17 protein-coding genes and 1 tRNA gene are annotated in these 16,106 nt (G+C 30.2%); 6 read left to right on the forward strand and 12 right to left on the reverse strand.

Features of this window, described 5'->3' with window-relative positions; genetic code table 11:
• Positions 1-198: 198 nt before the first annotated feature.
• Positions 199-273, reverse strand: a tRNA-Arg gene (locus H9661_RS14420).
• A gap of 125 nt (positions 274-398) precedes the next feature.
• A complete protein-coding gene (locus tag H9661_RS14425; protein ID WP_143318086.1) occupies positions 399-2,795 on the reverse strand; it encodes an HAD-IC family P-type ATPase in 2,397 nt (798 codons plus the stop codon).
• 314 nt (positions 2,796-3,109) lie between these two features.
• On the opposite strand from H9661_RS14425, the gene H9661_RS14430 reads away from it, so the two are divergent.
• Entirely contained in the window at positions 3,110-3,826 is a 717-nt protein-coding gene (locus H9661_RS14430) for a lysophospholipid acyltransferase family protein (protein ID WP_191769524.1), read from the forward strand.
• Positions 3,827-3,949: 123 nt separating this feature from the next.
• Here H9661_RS14430 and H9661_RS14435 read toward each other — a convergent pair whose 3' ends face one another.
• From H9661_RS14435 to H9661_RS14455, 5 genes are all read right to left on the reverse strand, one after another.
• Complete coding sequence (locus H9661_RS14435) at positions 3,950-4,606, reverse strand: DUF6483 family protein (protein WP_191769526.1); 657 nt, start codon at positions 4,604-4,606, stop codon at positions 3,950-3,952.
• Between the two features lie 509 nt (positions 4,607-5,115).
• Positions 5,116-5,928: a nitroreductase family protein gene (locus tag H9661_RS14440; protein ID WP_191769528.1), complete on the reverse strand. Its 813-nt coding sequence runs from the start codon at positions 5,926-5,928 to the stop codon at positions 5,116-5,118.
• Between the two features lie 18 nt (positions 5,929-5,946).
• Positions 5,947-6,543: a TetR/AcrR family transcriptional regulator gene (locus H9661_RS14445; protein WP_143318079.1), complete on the reverse strand. Its 597-nt coding sequence runs from the start codon at positions 6,541-6,543 to the stop codon at positions 5,947-5,949.
• A gap of 183 nt (positions 6,544-6,726) precedes the next feature.
• Positions 6,727-7,194, reverse strand: coding sequence for a chemotaxis protein CheX (locus tag H9661_RS14450; RefSeq protein WP_143318078.1), 468 nt, complete (start codon positions 7,192-7,194; stop codon positions 6,727-6,729).
• A complete protein-coding gene (locus H9661_RS14455; RefSeq protein ID WP_143318077.1) occupies positions 7,176-8,051 on the reverse strand; it encodes a response regulator in 876 nt (291 codons plus the stop codon). The genes H9661_RS14450 and H9661_RS14455 overlap by 19 nt, the downstream gene beginning before the upstream one ends.
• Before the next feature lie 483 nt (positions 8,052-8,534).
• Between H9661_RS14455 and H9661_RS14460 the strand changes: the two genes are divergently transcribed.
• Genes H9661_RS14460 through H9661_RS14480 form a run of 5 tightly spaced genes read left to right on the forward strand, consistent with a single transcriptional unit; the run spans position 8,535 to position 13,028 of the window.
• Positions 8,535-9,680 (forward strand): ABC transporter substrate-binding protein, encoded by a 1,146-nt coding sequence (locus tag H9661_RS14460; RefSeq protein WP_191769530.1) that lies wholly within the window; start codon positions 8,535-8,537, stop codon positions 9,678-9,680.
• A 23-nt stretch (positions 9,681-9,703) separates the two neighbouring features.
• Positions 9,704-10,579: a branched-chain amino acid ABC transporter permease gene (locus tag H9661_RS14465; RefSeq protein ID WP_191769532.1), complete on the forward strand. Its 876-nt coding sequence runs from the start codon at positions 9,704-9,706 to the stop codon at positions 10,577-10,579.
• Between the two features lie 8 nt (positions 10,580-10,587).
• On the forward strand, positions 10,588-11,562 hold the full coding sequence (locus H9661_RS14470) for a branched-chain amino acid ABC transporter permease (protein WP_191769535.1): 975 nt from the start codon (positions 10,588-10,590) through the stop codon (positions 11,560-11,562).
• On the forward strand, positions 11,563-12,321 hold the full coding sequence (locus tag H9661_RS14475) for an ABC transporter ATP-binding protein (RefSeq protein ID WP_191769537.1): 759 nt from the start codon (positions 11,563-11,565) through the stop codon (positions 12,319-12,321). It abuts the gene before it with no gap.
• A gap of 2 nt (positions 12,322-12,323) precedes the next feature.
• On the forward strand, positions 12,324-13,028 hold the full coding sequence (locus H9661_RS14480; RefSeq protein WP_143318072.1) for an ABC transporter ATP-binding protein: 705 nt from the start codon (positions 12,324-12,326) through the stop codon (positions 13,026-13,028).
• A 122-nt stretch (positions 13,029-13,150) separates the two neighbouring features.
• Here the strand turns inward: H9661_RS14480 and H9661_RS14485 are convergent, their stop codons facing one another.
• The 5 genes from H9661_RS14485 to H9661_RS14505 all read right to left on the reverse strand — a co-directional run bounded on the left by H9661_RS14485 (position 13,151) and on the right by H9661_RS14505 (position 15,781).
• Positions 13,151-13,333, reverse strand: coding sequence for a (2Fe-2S)-binding protein (locus H9661_RS14485; RefSeq protein ID WP_143318071.1), 183 nt, complete (start codon positions 13,331-13,333; stop codon positions 13,151-13,153).
• Between the two features lie 188 nt (positions 13,334-13,521).
• Positions 13,522-14,064 carry a glutathione peroxidase gene (locus tag H9661_RS14490; RefSeq protein ID WP_191769539.1) on the reverse strand — a complete coding sequence of 181 codons (543 nt, stop codon included), beginning with the start codon at positions 14,062-14,064 and terminating at the stop codon, positions 13,522-13,524.
• Positions 14,065-14,078: 14 nt separating this feature from the next.
• A complete protein-coding gene (gene trxA / locus H9661_RS14495) occupies positions 14,079-14,390 on the reverse strand; it encodes a thioredoxin (RefSeq protein WP_143318069.1) in 312 nt (103 codons plus the stop codon).
• 12 nt (positions 14,391-14,402) lie between these two features.
• Positions 14,403-15,275: an NAD(P)/FAD-dependent oxidoreductase gene (locus tag H9661_RS14500; protein WP_191769541.1), complete on the reverse strand. Its 873-nt coding sequence runs from the start codon at positions 15,273-15,275 to the stop codon at positions 14,403-14,405.
• Positions 15,276-15,301: 26 nt separating this feature from the next.
• Positions 15,302-15,781, reverse strand: coding sequence for a glutathione peroxidase (locus H9661_RS14505; RefSeq protein WP_143318067.1), 480 nt, complete (start codon positions 15,779-15,781; stop codon positions 15,302-15,304).
• Between the last annotated feature and the right edge of the window lie 325 nt (positions 15,782-16,106).

Here is a 16,106-nt window from a genome sequence, read left to right on the forward strand (position 1 = left end):
ATTTTTTATTTAACATTATATCATATTGCTATTCTTTTTAATATAAGGTATTCCTGATTGAATTATTTATATACTTATGAGTTGCCAATTTATCAGCATATTCTTAAGAATATCACTTTCAAATCACATTTTGTTCTAGGTACACTTAAATGAAAGAATGGCCCAAGCCTAATGCTTGAGCCATTCTTTCATTTCACTTGGTATCCCCAGTAGGAATCGAACCTACATCTATCCCTTAGGAGGGGACTATTCTATCCATTGAACTATGAGGACATATTTATTTAAATTACATATACGATTTTATTATACTTACCTATAGATGTCAACATTTTCTACCGAAAGTATAATTATAATAAATAGCTGCTCTATATTAAAAACAGATAAAGCAGCTATTTTACTTATATAACTTGAGTTTTTCTTTTCCCTATAAATCTTCTAGCTATTCCCACTGATATAGCTAACATAGGCCATGATAGTGCTGTAAATCCAACCGCTAACATCCATTGCCCACTTGTTATTGGTGTTAAGCTAAATACTATTTGCCCTATCGGAGTAACATAACAAATCATTGCACTAATCATCATAGCTAACACCAAAAATAATTTAAATGGTGTAAAAGGAAGTGCTACTCTTAATAAAATAACCAAACTTATTCCTAAAAACACAAGTACTGCCACAGATCTGCAATGTTCCAACCTTGCACCTGATAAATATGTTATTACAAAAGCACTAACAGTAAATAACACCATAATTATACCATTAGGTATACTTGCAGTTAAAATTCTCTTTAGGAATCCCTTTTTAACTCTTCCCTTTGATGTCTCCAATGCTAAGAAGAATGATGGTATTCCAATAGCACAACTACCAACTAATGATGTTTGAATAGGTAACAATGGATACGGCAACAATAAAATTGACATTATTAATGATAAACTAACAAAAAATACTGTCTTGGAAAGAAATAGTTCAGCCACCCTTTCCAAATTATTAATTTGTTTTCTTCCCTCTGCAACAACTTTAGGAAGTGCTCCAAAATCAGAATTTAATAGCACTAGTTGAGCCACTGCTTTTGTTGCTTCTGAACCATTTCCCATTGCTATTCCACAATCTGCTTCCTTAAGCGCAAGCACATCATTTACTCCATCACCAGTCATAGCTACCGTATGTCCTTTGGCCTGGAGGGACTTTATTATATCCTTCTTCTGATGAGGTGTAACTCTTCCAAATATGCTATAGTCATCAATAACTTCAACTAAATCTTCTGTTTTAGTCGGTAATGTCCTAGCATCAACATATCTATCTGCTCCTTCAACCCCAGCTCTCATAGCTACTGCAGATACTGTTACTGGATTATCTCCTGATATAACCTTTAAATTCACTCCTTCCTTATTGAAAAACTTCAACACTTCTGGAGCTTCCTCTTTAATAACATCTTCAATTAATATAATGGCAGCTTCCTCTACAGGTTCTAGAATACCTTTTTTTAAACTTATTTGCTTAACTTTCCCAAGCAATAGAACTCTTCGTCCCTTTTTAGCTTCTTGTTCCACTTGTTCACTAAAGTTATCATACTTATCACCTAACAAAATTTCTGGTGCACCTAACACCCATGTTCCATATCCTTTTAAAATTATTCCTCCCCACTTCCTTCTAGATGAAAATGGTACCTTTTCTAATATTTCAATATTAGAATCATAATCATAATATTCTAGTATGGCCTTTTGAGTAGGATTCTTACTTGGAAGATTATGCACTAATGCAGCTAATACTTCGTCTACCACTTCTTTTTTCATTTTACCTATAACTTTAATATCAACTAGTTTTAACTTTCCTTCTGTTATTGTCCCAGTTTTATCTACGCAAAGAACATCTACTCTAGCTAGTACTTCTGTTGCTGATAGTTGCTGTACTAATGCATCATATTTTGCAAGCCTTACTACTGAAACTATAAAAGTTGCACTAGTTAATAATACTAAACCTTCTGGTATCATTCCAACAATACCAGATACTACTCCTATAAGCGCTTCTCTCCATCCTGCTTTAGAAAAAAATATTTGTGTTGTCGTTAAAATAATACCTAGTGGAACTATTAACGCCAACAACAATTTAATTATCTTACTTATTGATGTTTGAAGCTCTGAATTTATTATTTTAAATTTTCTAGCTTCATCTGCTAACTTTGATGAATAGGTTTTTCCACCTACTTTAGTTATTTTTGCATAACCTTCTCCAGCAACTATAAAACTTCCAGATAATATCTCATCTCCAGATTTTTTATATACAGGATCAGCCTCACCAGTTAACATAGATTCATCAACTTCTAGTTCATCACTTTGAATTAATTCACAGTCTGCCAATACTTGATCTCCACTAGATAGACAAACTACATCATCTATAACCAAATCTTCAATAGATACTTCTTTTTCCTTACCATTTCTCAATACCTTGGCATAAGCCATACTTAAAACTGATAACTTTTCAAGTGTTTTCTTAGCATTAAGTTCTTGCCCCACCCCAATGATGCTGTTAACTAAAATAACAGCTGCAAATATTGCGTTTTTAGGGGATCCTGCTATTATTACAATACCAGCCAGTACAATATTAAGAGCATTGAAAATATTAAAAAAGTTCGCTCTTATCATCTGCCAAATTGTTCTTGATGGAGCTGTTGGCAATGTATTTACCTGTCCATTCTTAATTCTTACCTGTACTTCTGTATCTGTTAAACCAATCAATTTGCTCTTATCATAATTATTACAATCTACATCCTTACTTTCCAAATTATTACACTCCATAGACTCTCCTCTTAAAAGTTAATTATTATATCCCTACAATTCATTCTAATTTATTAATCTTAAAATACTCTTAAATATTTAATATAAATTATTAAAATTTCCTTTTTTTAATTAACTTATTAAATATAAATCTTTATGCTCAATACATAAATTCTTATTTGCAGCAAACCAATTATATCATATATATTATAAAAAACTTCTAAATTAACAAATCGTTAAGTTTTTAATAACTAAACTCTTTCTACTTTAATTCTTTCCTATCTTGTAATATACTATTCTATATTAATCTATTTAATTTAGAAAGGATAAAAACTATGTTAAGATCATTATTATTCTACCCAAGTGTAGTAATAAGTTTAGTTGTTGTTTTTATAAATACTATTAAAATTAATTATTTGGAACGTAAAGGTAGAACTGAAGAAAGAATTTTACTTATTCATAGAATCACTCATAAATGGGCTAAATTTGTAATGAAGCTTAGTGGATGTAAAGTTACTGTTACAGGACTTGAAAATATTCCAAAAAACCAAACGGTATTGTTTATATCAAATCACCAAAGTTACTTTGACATTCCTCTATTAATGAGCTCAATAAATATTCCAAAAGGATTCATAGCTAAGAAGGAACTTGCTAAATGGCCCGGTATAAGCATGTGGATGAGATATATGCAATGTATCTTTATGGATAGAGATAATATGCGTAAATCAGCTGAAGCAATAGTTGATGGAATTAATATCCTAAAGAGCGGATATTCTATGGTCATTTTTCCTGAAGGTACGAGAAGTAAAGGAGGACAACCTAGTGATTTTAAAGGAGGAAGTTTTAAACTTGCTCTTAAATCAAAAGTTCCAATAGTCCCAATTACTATAGATGGTACTTACAAAGTTTTAGAAGCAAATAATAGTAAGATTAAAGCTTCTTCAATCACTGTTAAAATTCATCCATCAATTGATGTAACTTCTCTTTCTAAGGAAGAAATAAATGACTTGCCTAACAAAGTTGAGAAAATAGTTTTAGATGAGTTGAAATAAAAAAAGAAGGATTTCAAAGTAAAGATAAAATCCACCCTAAAAGAGTAGACTCATAAAAGGTCTACTCTTTTTTATTATCCTTAACAAAGGGTAAACTTTATTTTTTATTTTGAAATCCTTCTTTTATTCTGTCATAGATTTTAAATTTTCTAGCCCATCCATAACTTCATCTAAAGGTAAATTTCCTTCTTCTAACACATGTTCATCCATCTTCTTCAATCTATTATAGAATTCTATTCCTCTAGAAATAACGTTCTTATCTTTATCACTATCTTTTATCATATGAAACAAAACATCTTCTGCCTTATCTAGCTGATTACTAACTTCATAGAATCTAAATATTCTAGCATTATCCTCAACACTAAGTTCATATTGGGATAAATCTTCAACTATATTCATAATATCATCTAAATATTTCTTTTCTATATACTCTTCTTCTATATATGCACAGTAAAAACTCTCCAAAGATTTTTGATAATAATCTATCTTTCTACTATCATCACTTAAAGCATTATACAGGTATCCTTGAAAATAAAGTAACTCTCCAAAAGCTATATATCTTTCTGAATTATACTGATTCTCTTTTCTCACTAGCTCAATAACATCAGAAAATGCTAGGGTATTAATTGTATCTACTTCTAATCCCACTAAAGCTTTCACTTCTTTATTTATCATATTAAATGCTGTATCTGTTTCCCCATTTAATATACTTTTGTCAACCTCTTCTTTTATGTTTTTAAGGGTTGTTTCAATTTCTTTCATATAATCATTTTTTAACATACATACACCTCTATCTAAGCATTTCCTCGGAAATAAATATTTTTACTTATATTATACAAATATTAAAAGCTAAGTTAAATAACTTAGCTTTTAATATTTTTCACAAACCAAAATTCCCACTTAAATTCCATAGTTGTTTCCCACGAAAACTTCAACAAATAATAATAAATCAACTTATTATTCCTCCTTAACTTTACCTCACTTTTTTTCTCAAATCAAGTATAATTATAGTTTCTATAAGGATTTATTGAAAAGTTCGCAAAAAACCTCTAATTCAATTCAAAATTTATCAGTGGTTATTTTATATTTTCACTATTCATTTCTAATACAATTCAACTTCTGCGGAAACAAAACTATTATTAATAAATATTTCTTTGTCGCTTTTTGTCTTTTAATTTTTTTTATATTTCGTCTGCTAACTATATTATTGAATTCTACTTCTTCGTATTTTCTTTCCTTATATAATCACTAATAGTATAACTTTTATATAAGTATTGTTTTATGCTTTTTTACTTCCACAATATATTCGCATCTTTCCTAGGTACTGTCCTTTGATATGTTACATTTGGATATCCTATAACCATACAAGTTACTATTTCTTCCTTTAACTCTAGTAAATCTGCAATCTTTTTACTGTTTTTTGCAGCCATTGCAAAAAATCCACTAAAGAATGTTCCAAGGCCTTGTGCATCAGTCATAAGCTCCATATTGGATGATGCAAGAGATGCATTAACTGTTGATCCAGTAACTATTATTATTGCCGGAGCATTAAAGAATAGTTTATCTCCTTTAATTGGATCTTCCTTATATTCCTTATACATCACTTGCCAAAGTTCTGCATATCTTTTAAATTTCATAGTTTCCGGTGTTAAATTATCCAGCATATGGGTTCCTAGTTCATTAAGGCTTTCAAAAGCCAATTCTTTTAATTCATTTAATTTCTCTTTTACAACTATATAAGAAACATCTTGAGCATTTGTTCCTGTTTGCGTGAATCTTCCTGCTTCAATTATCTTAGAAATCTTTTCATCTTCCACATCTTTATTTTTAAACTGTCTTACAGTTCTTCTGAATTTTATAAAGTTTAGCAGTCTTTCTGCATCTATATCAAATTCTTCTAGATTATATTCCTTTACCTCTTCCATATTATATTCGTCTGTTGATACCGCACCTTTTGGACATATAGCTATGCAGTGCCCACATTTAAAGCAAGCTTCGTTTTTAATATTGGCCTTGCCATCAATTATTTCAATATCTCTAGGAAAACAATCCTTAACACAAAGTCCACATCCAATACATTTTTCATTATTAACATTCATCATATTTAACACTCTCCCTAATTACTTACAATCGTACTTATCATTAATTATTAAATCACTTACTAAATTGTCAATTGCCTTGTCTCTTTGATCTTTATTGTAAAAATTAAATCCAATTTCTTTCTCTATGCTCTCTGCTTTTAGAAAAATATAATTCAAATAGCTTGCCATCAAATAATTTTTTACTGAACGTTTATAGGTATCTTCTTCATAAAGTTCCTTAAGACAATTTTGATATAACTCTTCATTACTTAATAAGTGGGATTCTCCTTCATTATTTTCAAGGTTATCTAATATTGCAATTTTGGCCACTTCTGAATTTTTCGCAATAAAATCCATACATTCTTTTAATATTAAAACCAACCTTTCATGAGCAGGAAGATTTTCTTTTGCTTTCATTTTCTCTGCTAATAATTTTCTTGCACAACTCATAACTTTCTTTACAGCTACTCGAATTAAATTATCCTTGCTTTGGAAATGATAATTTACCATTCCATTGCCAACCTCAGCCTTTTTAGTTATATCTGCTACAGTAATCTCACTTGGTTTTTTTCCTTCACAGATCATTTTAATAGTTACATCGACTAGCCTTTGCTTTGCTGCATCTTTTTCTCCCATCTATTTCATCTCCTTTCCCAAACAGAATGCTATACTGTATATAATACAGTATAGCATATTATTTCTTTTATTCAACCTCCTAAATATTAAAATTATTTTCCTTATAAAAAAGGAGTTGAAATCATTTTTGATTTCGACTCCTTTTTGTAATTTATTTTTAACCCTATCAGAAAGGCTCTTTGTTTAAATTTTACCGCTTTCAATTGAAATATTTACATCAATAACCACATCATCCACACCCATTTTAACACATATAACCTTATCGCATGTAGCATTGGCTGTAAATTCTCCTTGAATAAGTGTTGGTGTAGATATGTCAATAATTATATTATATTGAGAGAAATTTGTTGTAGCATTAGCTGTCAACATATTTATAAGTTCTGAAATAGCACTTTGAGCCAACTCATCAAAATTCTCTACTGGCATCCCCATCATCATTGTTGATGCAATCTTTTTTGCATCCTCTACGCTCATTCCATAAATTATGTTACCTTTAACATCTCCAATAAGCCCAATAATAATAACTACCCCTGGACTTTCTATATATTTTTCTCTTAAAGAAACTCCTTTTTTTTCAACACTTTTAAAACCAAGTTGAGGCATTACATTATTAAATGCATCTAAAATGGAATTTAAATGATTGACATCCATTCTCCCTCACCTCTTTTAAATCCTATATTTATTGATAAATCTCCAAATTGAGATTTAATATGCGCTGAATAAGTATTTTCTAAATCAGCCTTTGAAATATTTATTGATTCTCCATGAAATGTAGTTGGTGGTGCAACTCTTAGTCCAAATAATTTATTCTTTTTATTTATCATTGAACATGCATTACCTGCAAACATATTAGCTATTTCTGACATGACATTAAGCAATTCTTCATTATTTTTAGGTTCTCTTTTTAATAATACAGTTGCCAACTTCCCTGCTGTTTCAAATGACATATCGAAAATTAGTCTCCCTGCGTATTTTCCTATAATTCCCATTACTATTGATATACCTTCACTATGTATACCCAAATCAACGTTGCTCTCATCTGTAAATTCTGGAACTGTCTTAGTAAGTTTATTAAATAAATCTAATATAGCCTCCTTAAACACAGATGAATAAATTCCTTCTAGTTCCAAGTATAATTCTTCATTAGCCATAATTCTATTAATTAATAAGGCTAACTCTTCAGAATCAAAAGGTTTTTGAATATATCCAGATACAGATGTTCTTTTAGCTTTTTTAATTAACTCCTCATCCATCATTGAACTAACAATTATAACTTTAATATTGCTATCAATTTTATGAATTTCTCTTGTGCATTCAAATCCATCAGTTCCTGGAATAGTCATATCCATAGTTACTAAATCAGGTTTTACTTTATTAACTTGTTCAATAACTTCTTCTAAAGATTGCGCCTCTCCAACAACATTAAATCCACTTTCAGTAAGAGACTCTCTTAATAACGCTAATTGAAACGGTGAATCATCGACAATTAAAACTTTTACATTTTCCATAACTTCCTCTACCCCTTTTTAATGTTATACCAAATATTTTAGCCACTTAATGTTATTCATGCAATAAGGCATTTTAACTTTTTATAAATAACCTAATTATTAAGTATTCTTATATTAATTATATTTAATTTTTCGATTTTTTTCAACATTTTAAGACTGGTACTTAAATATAGTTAACGTTTAATTTTTTGCCTTTGCTTTAAACGTAATAAAAAATTACGTTTATTGTTTAAACTTTCATATGCCTTTCTTCATTATATAAAACTTCTCTATGTCCAGATTTATTTTTTAATGTTGGTATTGTTTTCATGATTTTTTTATTATTTTTTCATCAAAATATTAAATATCTTTATTGTAGTTCTTTGTCCATTATGGTATTATATCAATAATATAAATATATTTTTTGTGACAATTTATTAAATCTTATTCATTTTATTTGTTATTTTATCATTTATATATTGCGATAAAGGGGAGGAAATATTTATGAAAAAAACTTTACTTTCAGGAGTTTTAGCTTCTGTTATAACAATGACGGCTCTTGTTAGCTGCGGAAATAATACTGGTGCTAATGGAGATGTAATTAAAATCGGTGCTATTGGACCATTATCTGGTTCAGCTTCAACATATGGTGTATCAGTACAAGAGGGAGCTCAACTATTAGAGAAAGAGGTTAATGATGCCGGGGGGATTAATGGCAAAAAAATTAAATTTATATTTGAAGATGATCAAGCAGACCCTAATTCAGCGATGCAAGCCTTCAATAAGTTAGTTGATGATGAAAAAGTTTCTGCAATCTTAGGACCTGTAACTTCTGGTGCAACTCTTGCAGTAGCTCCAAATGCAACTTCAAGGCAAATTCCAATGATTACCCCAACAGGTACTGAACCAACAATAACAAAAGTTGGTGGTGAATATATGTTTAGAGGATGTTTCATAGATTCATTCCAAGGAGAAGTTTTAGCAAAATACTCAACAGAAAAATTAAAATCCAAAACTGCTGCTGTGCTATATAATGCTGGTTCAGATTATTCCAAAGGGATAGCTGATACATTTAAAGATAAGTTTGAAGGAGCTGGCGGAACAGTTGGTGAATTTCTCACTTACAACGATAAAGATACTGATTTCAAAGCTCAATTAACAAAAATTAAAAATTTAAATCCTGACATAATCGTATTACCTGATTACTACAACGTTGTTGGTCTTATAGCTAAACAAGCTAGAGGTATGGGAATACAATCTCAATTCCTTGGTGGTGATGGTTGGGAATCAGAAGAATTAACTAAAATTGGACAAGATGCGGTAAATGGTGCTTTATATATTAATCACTATTATTCTAATGATGAATCTTCTGAAGTAAAATCCTTTGTTGATTCTTACAAAAAAGAATATAATAAAGAACCTGATTCTTTCGCAGCTCTTAGTTATGATACTTCAAAACTTTTAGTTAAGGCTATTGAGAAAGCTGGTAAAACAGATGGTGCTGCTATTAGAGATGCTTTAGCTAGCATGGAATTAGATAGTGTTACAGGTAACATTAAATTTAATAGTGAAAGAAATGCTGTTAAAAGTGCCACTATCATTAAAGTTGATGGAGGTAAAAAGGTATTAGCTGATAAAGTTAATTCTTAATATTTAATAAGGAGAAATATACTATGGAATTTTTACAACAACTCATTAATGGTTTAGCTTTAGGTAGTGTATATGCCTTATTAGCATTAGGTTATACAATGGTATATGGTATCATACAACTTATAAACTTTGCTCATGGCGAAATATATATGATAGGAGCCTTCGCGGGCTTCTATTCTGCCTCAACTTTAGGATTACCATTAATCCCAACATTACTTATAGCTATGATTGCTTCTGGACTAGCAGGCATTATAATAGAAAAAATTGCATATACGCCGTTAAGAAATTCTCCAAGAATAACTTTGCTTATTACTGCAATTGGAGTATCTTTATTTCTACAAAATGCTATGAGAATTTTGGTTGGTTCTAATCCTAAACCATTTCCAGACTTAATTAATGCAGGAACATTAAATATAGGTCCTATTCAAATTGAGTGGAAAACAATCTTGATGTTTGTAGTTTCTGCAGCTCTTGTTATTCTACTTCAATTTATTGTTTATAAGACTAAGATTGGAAAAGCTATGAGAGCATCTTCTCAAGACATGGAAGCTGCCTCTCTTATGGGTATAAATGTTAACAATACTATTTCACTGACCTTTGCTATAGGTTCAGCCCTAGCTGGTATAGCTGGAGTTCTAGTTGCAATATCTTACCCAAGTATTACTCCTTATATGGGAGTTATGCCCGGGCTCAAATCATTTGTTGCAGCAGTGCTTGGGGGCATTGGAAGTATTCCTGGAGCTCTTGTTGGTGGAATTGCTATTGGAGTACTTGAAACTTTTTCAAAAGCTTATATATCTACTAACTTTTCAGATGCAATAGTATTTGGAATTTTAATTATAATACTTTTAATTAAGCCTTCTGGTCTATTAGGGAAAAAGACCAATGAGAAAGTGTAGGTGCTAATATGAAAAATTTTATTAATAAAAAAGCAGCTATCATTATAGTAGGCACACTGATTACATATGGAATTTTATTGGGATTAATCAGTACAGGTGTCATAAATTCTTACTACACAGGTATTATTACCCTATCCTTAATAAATATCGTTTTAGCTGTTTCTCTAAATCTAATAGTTGGATTTACAGGGCAATTAAGTTTAGGTCATGCTGGATTCATGTCAATTGGGGCATATGTATCAGCAATAATAACACAAAAAGCAGGTATTCCATTTATTCTTTCAATAATTATTGGTGCAATAATTGCCTGTATATTTGCAGCATTAATAGGATATCCTACCCTAAGGCTTACAGGAGATTATTTCGCAATAACAACTTTAGCTTTTGGTGAAATTATTAGAATAATTATTATGAATATTGACGCAATCGGAGGTGCCCGTGGTCTTACTGGCATTCCAAAGAAAACAACTTTTACTTTGGCATTCTTGTTCATGGTAATAGCGATCATAGTTATATATAATATAATTCATTCATCGCAAGGTAGAGCAATGTTATCTGTTCGTGAAAATGAAATTGCTGCTGAATCAATGGGAATAAATGCATTTAAATATAAAATGATTGCATTTATAGTAGGAGCTTTTTTTGCTGGTATGGCTGGTGGACTCTATTCACATTACATGGGATATATCCAACCAGTATCGTTTGACTTTAATCAATCAATAAATTATTTAACTTTTGTTGTTTTTGGTGGTATGGGTTCCCTATCTGGTTCTGTTATTGCTACTGTTATGCTAACTTTCTTGCCAGAGCTTTTGAGAAGTCTTGGAGACTTCAGAATGTTAATATATCCTTTATCTCTTATTATTCTTATGATATTTAGACCTCAAGGATTATTAGGTAATAAGGAACTTTCACTTAAAATATTCAAGAGAGCTTTTCCTATGAATAATTCAAAGTCAAAAAATGAAAGGGGGATTAAGTAAATGCTAAATGTTGAACATTTATCTATTGAATTTGGTGGATTAAAAGCAGTATCTGACTTCAACCTAAATATAAAAGCTAAAGAAATTGTTGGACTTATTGGTCCTAATGGAGCTGGAAAAACCACAGTCTTTAACATGCTAACTGGAGTTTACACTCCTACCGAAGGTACTATAGCTTATTTGGGAGAAAAAATACAAGGTCTTAAACCTTATAACATTACAAAAAAGAAAATAGCTAGAACCTTTCAAAATATACGTTTATTTTCTAATCTTACTGTTCTTGATAATGTAAAAGTTAGTTTTAATTATAGAGTTAATTATTCTCTTTTTGATTCTATTTTTAGAACACCAAAGTTCAGAAAAGAAGAAGCTGAAATTACTAACAAAAGCATTAAATTATTAAAAGTCTTTTCTCTTCATGCAAAAATGAATGATTTAGCTAGTAATCTTCCTTATGGAGAACAAAGAAAACTTGAAATAGTAAGAGCTTTAGCAGCAAAACCTTCATTATTATTATTAGATGAGCCTGCTGCTGGGATGAATCCACAAGAAACTATGGAACTTATGAACCTTATCAATTGGATTAAGGACGAATTTCATATATCAGTTCTCTTAATTGAGCATGATATGAAACTCGTTATGGGAATTTGCGATAAGATAGCAGTTCTTGACTATGGAAAAAAGATTGCAGAAGGTACTCCTAATGAAATTAAAAACAATCCAAAGGTAATTGAAGCTTACCTTGGAGAGGGGGTATAAAAGTGCTAAAGATAGATAACATTAATCTATATTATGGCGTAATACACGCATTAAAAGATATTTCTCTTGAGGTAAGACAAGGAGAAATAGTGACATTAATAGGAGCTAATGGAGCCGGAAAAACTTCTACCCTTAGAGCTATCTCTGGTTTAGAACCTATAAAATCAGGTACTGTTACATTTAAAGGATCCCACTTAAATAAGATACCTGCTAATAAAATAGTGTCTTTAGGACTATCTCATGTTCCTGAAGGAAGGAGAGTATTTCCAACCCTAACTGTTATGGAAAACTTAGAATTAGGTGCTTATCTAAGAAAAGATAAAACTGAAATAAAAAAAGATATGGAAATGGTTTTTGCTAAATTTCCAAGATTAAAAGAAAGAGAAAAGCAACACGCTGGTACATTGTCTGGTGGCGAACAACAGATGCTGGCTATAGGTAGGGCTTTAATGAATAGACCAGAAATGCTTATACTTGATGAACCATCGATGGGCCTTGCACCACTTGTTGTTAAAGATATATTTGATACCATCGTTGAAATCAATAAATCTGGTACAACTATTCTCTTAGTTGAACAAAATGCTAACATGGCTCTTGCTATCGCTGACAGAGCTTATGTTCTTGAAACAGGGAAGATAGTTCAATCTGGGGATGCTAAGATACTTCTAAATGATGATAGTATAAAGAATGCCTATTTAGGTGAATAATAAAAAAATCTGTGATACAAATAGTATTACAGATTTTTTTATTTATATGTGAAATCTTTTCTATTCTTTAATAATAATTTCTTTTAAAATAGCAGTATAAAAAAATAAATATTTTTATCCTTCTATTTCTCTGCTAATAACTCATCTACTAATTCTCTAACACTCTCTTCGCAAGCTCCACATCCAGTAGCAACCTGTGTAGCTTCTTGTACATCATCAAAAGATTTAGCCCCATTATCAATAGCATCTTTTATATCTCGTACAGTAAGCCCCATACAATTGCATATCATATCATTATCTTCCATCTTGTTCACTCCTTTATTTAAGTATTTTCGAACTATTATATGCATTTTGAAGTTGAAATATTTTCATTTTCTATATACATAATAAAATTCCATTATCAATGTTATAGTATCACCATGAAATCTAATATTATACCATTTCTCCATGCAAAAAGCAGAACCAGTACTAGAATATCAATGGTTATTCCTATTTATAATTGCTTATTAAGCAGCTCTTTAATTTGTTCTTCAATCTTTTCAGGTTCATATGTTGGTGCAAACCTAGCAACAACACTTCCTTCTTTGTCTACAAGGAATTTTGTGAAATTCCATTTAATATCTTCCCCTGTTGTGCTAAAACCCATTTCCGATAACTTGCTATATAATCCTTCTGATGCTGCATCTTCAACAGCCTTAGGAGCTTCCTTCTTTAAAAACTTGTATAATTCATCTGCATTCTCCCCATTCACATCTATTTTGGAGAATGTTTCAAAAGTTGTTCCATAATTTAATTGACAAAAATTTACAATATCTGAATCACTTCCCGGTGCTTGCTCAAAGAATTGATTACATGGAAAATCTAATATCTCAAAGCCATCATTCTTATATTGGTCATAAAGTTTTTGAAGTCCTTCATACTGTGGTGTAAAGCCACATCCTGTAGCTGTATTAACTATTAACAATACCTTCCCTTTATATTGCTCCATTGAAATTTTTTTACCTTCTACATTTTTAACTTTAAAATCATATATCATAATAATCTCTCCTTTTATATATATTGTTCTACTTTTTCCTTAATTATTTCCTTTGGCGAAAAACCAACCATTGAATCTACTTTTTCTCCATCTTTAAAAATTAGCATCGCTGGTATATTGGTTATACTATACTTACTTGCAATATCAGGGCTTTGATCTACATCAACCTTTATAAAGTTAGCTTTTTCTTCTAACTCCGCTCCTAATTCCTGAAAAATTGGAGCTAACATCTTACACGGTGCACACCACTGTGCAAAAAAATCCACTACCACAACTCCATCTTTTACTTCATTTTCAAAATCTACTGAACCTATTACCTTTGCCATTTATTCTTCCTCCTAATTTTTTTTCCTTCTTAATTCATCTATATATGCAACGGCTGACAATGCAGCTATATTTCCTTCTCCTGCAGCCTTAATATATTGATATGGTGTCCCTACTATATCTCCTGCTGCAAAACACCCTTTCAGATTAGTTTTCATTAATCTATCAACTTCTACATGTCTATCTTCAATTCTTAGTCCTGGGACTAATTGTTCTGGTGAAATGCTCTCTCTTAATATAAAAATTCCATCAGTTATTATTTCTCTATTTTTAAGAATTAATTTTTCAACTACTTTATCTCCTAAAATTTCTATAGGAAGATCATTTACAATCTCTATTGAAGAATCTACCTCTACTTCTTCCTTATACATAGGAATATAATATACTTTTGAAGCTATAGTTGATATAAAGTTAGCTTCATCTTCTTCATGCTTATTATATGCAATTATTGTAACAACTTTATTCTTATATAATGGAGCATCACAAGTAGCACAATATCCTACACCTTTTCCCAATAGTTCATCTTCACCTTTGAATGGCTTTCCAAAGTTAACTCCTGTAGCTAATATTATTGAAGTTGCTTCATACATCTTATCATTTGCCATTAATGCATAATAATCTCCCATTGGATATACATTATTTATCTTTTCCTTAGTAATTTGTATATCCATAGATTGTAAATGACTCATAAATTCATTTTTAAGTTCTGTTCCGCTTTTTCCGTATAATCCTAAGTAATTATTAATCTTATGAGCTTTCACTAATTTGTTACTAACCTCTTCTCCTCCAAAAATGATAAACTTTTTATTTCTTATCTTTGCATTTAGTGCTGCAGATAATCCTGCCACTCCAGTACCTATTATTGCAATATCATATCTTTCATTCATATTATTTTCTCCTTAACCTATTAAATTTATTTCTTCAATAGATTTTCTATATCACTTTTAATCTTTAATGGTTTTACTGTTGGGGCATACCTTTTAACAACATTTCCATCTTGATCTATTAAAAACTTAGTGAAATTCCATTTAATTTCCTTACTTAAAAAACCTTTTTCTTGTTCTTTTAAATATTTATATAAAGGATGTGCATCTTCCCCATTAACTTTTATTTTTTCAAACATTGTAAAAGTTACTCCATAATTTAATTTACAAAATTGATTTATCTCATCATTGCTTCCTGAATCTTGTTTAGCAAACTGATTACATGGAAATCCTAATATTTCAAGACCTTGCTCTCTATAATCCTTATATAACATCTCCAATTCTTCAAATTGAGGTGTCAATCCGCACTTACTTGCTGTATTAACAACAAGAACAACTTTGTTTTTGTATTCCTCCATCTTCACCTCTTGTCCATTCATCTTTTTAGCTGAAAAATCATAAAAATTCATAATTAATTATCTCCTTTCTTTTACTAAAGATTGCTTAAATTCTATTTTTATAAATTTAATTTTATTCAATTCATATGACTAAAAAAAATTACTTATCCTAGCATAACTTTTTCAACAGTATCTTTAAAGACTTCTCTTGACGCTACATATAATGGAAAACATAATTTATTATCTATATTTTATATATTTATAATTATCCATGCTTTCCACTTCATTAATATTTCACAAAATTAAATTGTGTCAAATATATTCATTGGCTTAATTATATATTCTAAAATCCTAATTGTCAATGTACTTTTTCCAAAAAAAATGTTATCTCATTTTT

Source organism: Clostridium cibarium (assembly GCF_014836335.1).
GTDB lineage: Bacteria > Bacillota > Clostridia > Clostridiales > Clostridiaceae > Clostridium > Clostridium cibarium.

Excerpts from the sequence above, each read along its gene's own strand:
- H9661_RS14440 (WP_191769528.1), bottom strand. The coding sequence starts at position 5,928 with ATGATGAATGTTAATAATGAAAAATGTATTGGATGTGGACTTTGTGTT.
- H9661_RS14460 (WP_191769530.1), top strand. The coding sequence starts at position 8,535 with ATGAAAAAAACTTTACTTTCAGGAGTTTTAGCTTCTGTTATAACAATG.
- H9661_RS14500 (WP_191769541.1), bottom strand. The coding sequence starts at position 15,275 with ATGAATGAAAGATATGATATTGCAATAATAGGTACTGGAGTGGCAGGA.
- H9661_RS14485 (WP_143318071.1), bottom strand. The coding sequence starts at position 13,333 with ATGGAAGATAATGATATGATATGCAATTGTATGGGGCTTACTGTACGA.
- H9661_RS14490 (WP_191769539.1), bottom strand. The coding sequence starts at position 14,064 with ATGATATATGATTTTAAAGTTAAAAATGTAGAAGGTAAAAAAATTTCA.
- H9661_RS14505 (WP_143318067.1), bottom strand. The coding sequence starts at position 15,781 with ATGAATTTTTATGATTTTTCAGCTAAAAAGATGAATGGACAAGAGGTG.
- H9661_RS14425 (WP_143318086.1), bottom strand. The coding sequence starts at position 2,795 with ATGGAGTGTAATAATTTGGAAAGTAAGGATGTAGATTGTAATAATTAT.
- H9661_RS14435 (WP_191769526.1), bottom strand. The coding sequence starts at position 4,606 with ATGTTAAAAAATGATTATATGAAAGAAATTGAAACAACCCTTAAAAAC.
- H9661_RS14455 (WP_143318077.1), bottom strand. The coding sequence starts at position 8,051 with ATGGAAAATGTAAAAGTTTTAATTGTCGATGATTCACCGTTTCAATTA.
- trxA (WP_143318069.1), bottom strand. The coding sequence starts at position 14,390 with ATGGCAAAGGTAATAGGTTCAGTAGATTTTGAAAATGAAGTAAAAGAT.
- H9661_RS14450 (WP_143318078.1), bottom strand. The coding sequence starts at position 7,194 with ATGGATGTCAATCATTTAAATTCCATTTTAGATGCATTTAATAATGTA.
- H9661_RS14465 (WP_191769532.1), top strand. The coding sequence starts at position 9,704 with ATGGAATTTTTACAACAACTCATTAATGGTTTAGCTTTAGGTAGTGTA.
- H9661_RS14445 (WP_143318079.1), bottom strand. The coding sequence starts at position 6,543 with ATGGGAGAAAAAGATGCAGCAAAGCAAAGGCTAGTCGATGTAACTATT.
- H9661_RS14430 (WP_191769524.1), top strand. The coding sequence starts at position 3,110 with ATGTTAAGATCATTATTATTCTACCCAAGTGTAGTAATAAGTTTAGTT.
- H9661_RS14475 (WP_191769537.1), top strand. The coding sequence starts at position 11,563 with ATGCTAAATGTTGAACATTTATCTATTGAATTTGGTGGATTAAAAGCA.
- H9661_RS14470 (WP_191769535.1), top strand. The coding sequence starts at position 10,588 with ATGAAAAATTTTATTAATAAAAAAGCAGCTATCATTATAGTAGGCACA.